General features: G+C 67.8%; 1 protein-coding gene and 1 pseudogene. One reads left to right on the top strand and one right to left on the bottom strand.

The features are described 5' to 3' along the window. Nucleotides 1–45: 45 nt before the first annotated feature. A complete protein-coding gene (locus ACWGH4_RS33580; protein WP_453467510.1) occupies nucleotides 46–1362 on the bottom strand; it encodes an endo-1,4-beta-xylanase in 1317 nt (438 codons plus the stop codon). Between the two features lie 385 nt (nucleotides 1363–1747). Here ACWGH4_RS33580 and mgt point away from each other — a divergent pair. After that, nucleotides 1748–2987, top strand: a pseudogene (gene mgt, locus ACWGH4_RS33575) (macrolide-inactivating glycosyltransferase). The last annotated feature ends 14 nt before the right edge of the window (nucleotides 2988–3001 follow it).

Here is a 3001-nt window from a genome sequence, read left to right as displayed (position 1 = left end):
CGGTAGATGGTCGCCGCGCCGGACGGGGGCGGTGCAGGGGCAGGGTCAGGAGGCGGTGCAGGCGCCCAGGGTGGGCGCGTTCCAGTTGCCGTTGGTCATGACGGTGAAGCCGAAGCTCGTGGAGCTGCCGGCCGCCAGGTTGCCGTTGCCGTTCGGCCTCATGGTCATCACGTTGCCGCTGCTGTCCCAGGTCGGGCTGCCGTTCCAGGTGGTGACGATGTCCTGGGCGGAGGCGACGGTCACGTTCACGGACCAGTTGGTGATCGGCGAACTCCCGGCCGTCACCGTGACCTGACCGTTGAAGCGGTCGCCCCAGGCGGCTGTCTGCCGGTAGGAGACCGAGCAGGTGGCGCCACCAGGATTGCCGGGATCGGGAGTGCCTGCCGAGCCGCCGAGTGCGGCCAGCACCGAGTGGTACGCAGGCTTCTTGGTGTAGTTGCCGTCGAAGAGCAGCGGGGTGCCGCTCGCGCGCCACGAGTACTTGTCGGTGATGCCCCACACCGTGATGCCGGTGCAGCGGGTGACGGCCAGACAGGCGTTGACGGCGCGGCTGTAGCTGTCGGCCTGCGACGAACCGGAGCCCTCGATGTCCAGCTCGGTTACCTGCACGTCGACGCCGAGGTCGGCGAAGCGCTTGAGATTGGCCTCGTAGTCACTGGGCACCGGGGAGGCGCTGTTGAAGTGGGACTGGAAGCCGACGCAGTCGATCGGGACGCCGCGCTGCTTGAAGTCCTTGACCATGTTGTAGACGGCATTGCTCTTCGCGTTCTGGCCGTCGGTGTTGTAGTCGTTGTAGCAGAGCTTCGCCGCCGGGTCGGCGGCGCGGGCCGTGCGGAACGCCTCCTCGATGAAGCCGTTGCCCAGCTTGTCCTGGAAGGGCGAGCTGCGCCGGGCGCCGCTGCTGCCGTCCTGGAACGCCTCGTTCACCACGTCCCATGAGTGGATCTTGCCGCGGTAGTGCTGCATGACCTGGGTGATGTGGTTGTTCATCGCGGAACGCAGCTCGGTCGCGTTCAGCGAGCCCACCCAGCTCGGCAGCTGGGAGTGCCAGACCAGCGTGTGGCCGCGGACCTTCATGTTCCGGCTCTGGGCGTGGCTGACGATCTGGTCGGCCGGTCCGTAGCTGAAGGAATTGCGGGACTTCTCCAGGGCGTCCCACTTCATTTCGTTCTCCGGCGTCACCGAGTTGAACTCGGTGTTCAGGGTGGAGACGTAGGGCGACTCACCCAGGTGGTTGGCGGCCACGGCCGTGCCGAAGTACCGGCCCTTCTCCGCCGCGGACGCGCCGAGCGTGCCGGCGGCGTACGCGGTGCCCTCCATGGCGACGGTGCCGGCGGCGGCCATGACGGCCGCCGCTCCCATCACAAGTGCCGTGCGGGCACGTCGGCGTGCGGATGTGCTGATCACTGCGACCTCTTCTGCCAGAGACCGGGCGGTGAACGGGAATGCCGCCCGGGCAAAGTGGATGGACCTGTCGTGGTGCCTTGCGTCCGCCTCGAGGCGCTGATTCCGCCTCGGCGGGAGGTGCGATCGCTGGAGAGTATGCGAGGGTCCTGATTCGTCGTCAACAGAAAATTTCTCGAAACTTATCGAAACATTCAACTGGCTCAAAAGGTGTGGTGTGGCCTCTGAGGTGCATTGATGCTGGCCATTGCTGAAAAGGGTGGTGCGTGAGCGTGGCCGGATCGTATGCGGTTCGGCCGGATCCGGGATTCCTCATTCGAATGTTTCGGAATTCCATTCCGAGTTGCACGAGACGTCTCGTCTCGCTTACCGTGGTCCGCATGACCGAACCCCAGCGTGCTCACATCGCCATGTTCTCCATCGCGGCCCCGGGGCATGTGAACCCGAGTCTCGAAGTGATCCGGGAACTCGTCGCCCGCGGCCACCGCGTCAGCTACGCGATCCCGGAGTCGTACGCCGACCGGATCTCGGAAACGGGGGCGAAGCCCGTCGTCTACCGCTCCACACTCCCCACCGAGGAGGAGCCCGAGGCCTGGGGCACCGAACTGATCGACAACATCGAGCCCTTCCTGAACGACGCCGTCCAGGTACTGCCGCAGCTCGCCGAGGCGTTCAAGGGTGACGAGCCGGACCTCGTCATCCACGACATCACCTCCTACCCGGCGATCGTCCTCGCCCACCGCTGGGGCGTGCCCGCCGTCTCCCTCTCGCCCAACCTCGTCGCCTGGGAGGGATACGAGGAGGAGGTCGCCGAACCGATGACCGCCGAGCTCAAGGCGTCCGAGCGCGGCAAGGCGTACTACGCGCGCTTCATCGACTGGCTCGCGGAGAACGGGATCACCACGCACCCCGACCGGTTCGTCGGCCGGCCCCGCCGCAGCATCGTCCTCATCCCCCGGGTGCTCCAGCCGAACGCCGACCGTGTGGACGAGTCGGTGTACTCCTTCGTCGGCGCGTGCCAGGGCGACCGGGCGAGCCAGGGGGAGTGGAAGCGCCCCGCGGACGCGGAGAAGGTCCTCCTCGTCTCCCTCGGTTCGTCCTTCACCAAGCAGCCCGCCTTCTACCGCGAGTGCCTGAAGGCCTTCGGGGACCTGCCCGGCTGGCACATGGTGCTCCAGATCGGACGGTACGTGGACGAGGCCGAACTCGGCGAGCTGCCCGGAAACGTGGAAGTCCACTCCTGGGTACCGCAGTTGTCGGTCCTGCGGCAGGCGGACGCGTTCATCACCCACGCCGGCGCGGGCGGCAGCCAGGAGGGCCTGGCCACCGGCACCCCGATGGTGGCCGTGCCGCAGGCCGTCGACCAGTTCGGCAACGCCGACATGCTGGTGGGACTGGGAGTGGCGCGACGCCTCGCGACGGAGGCGCCCGCGGAGGAGCTGCGCGAGGCGGTGCTGTCGCTGGCCTCCGACCCGGAGGTCGCGGCCCGGCTCGCGTCGATCCGGGCGGAGATGGCGGGGGAGGGCGGTACACGCCGTGCGGCGGACCTGATCGAGGCGGAGCTGACGGGGGCGGTGGGGTAGCCGGGGTCCCGAAC

Source organism: Streptomyces sp. NPDC054847 (assembly GCF_053610925.1).
Note: the sequence above shows the minus strand (reverse complement) of the source record. Positions and strands in the feature narration are given on the sequence as shown.

Bases quoted from the DNA above. Each gene is read 5' to 3' on its own strand.
- ACWGH4_RS33580 (WP_453467510.1), bottom strand. From the start codon at position 1,362: ATGGGAGCGGCGGCCGTCATGGCCGCCGCCGGCACCGTCGCCATGGAG.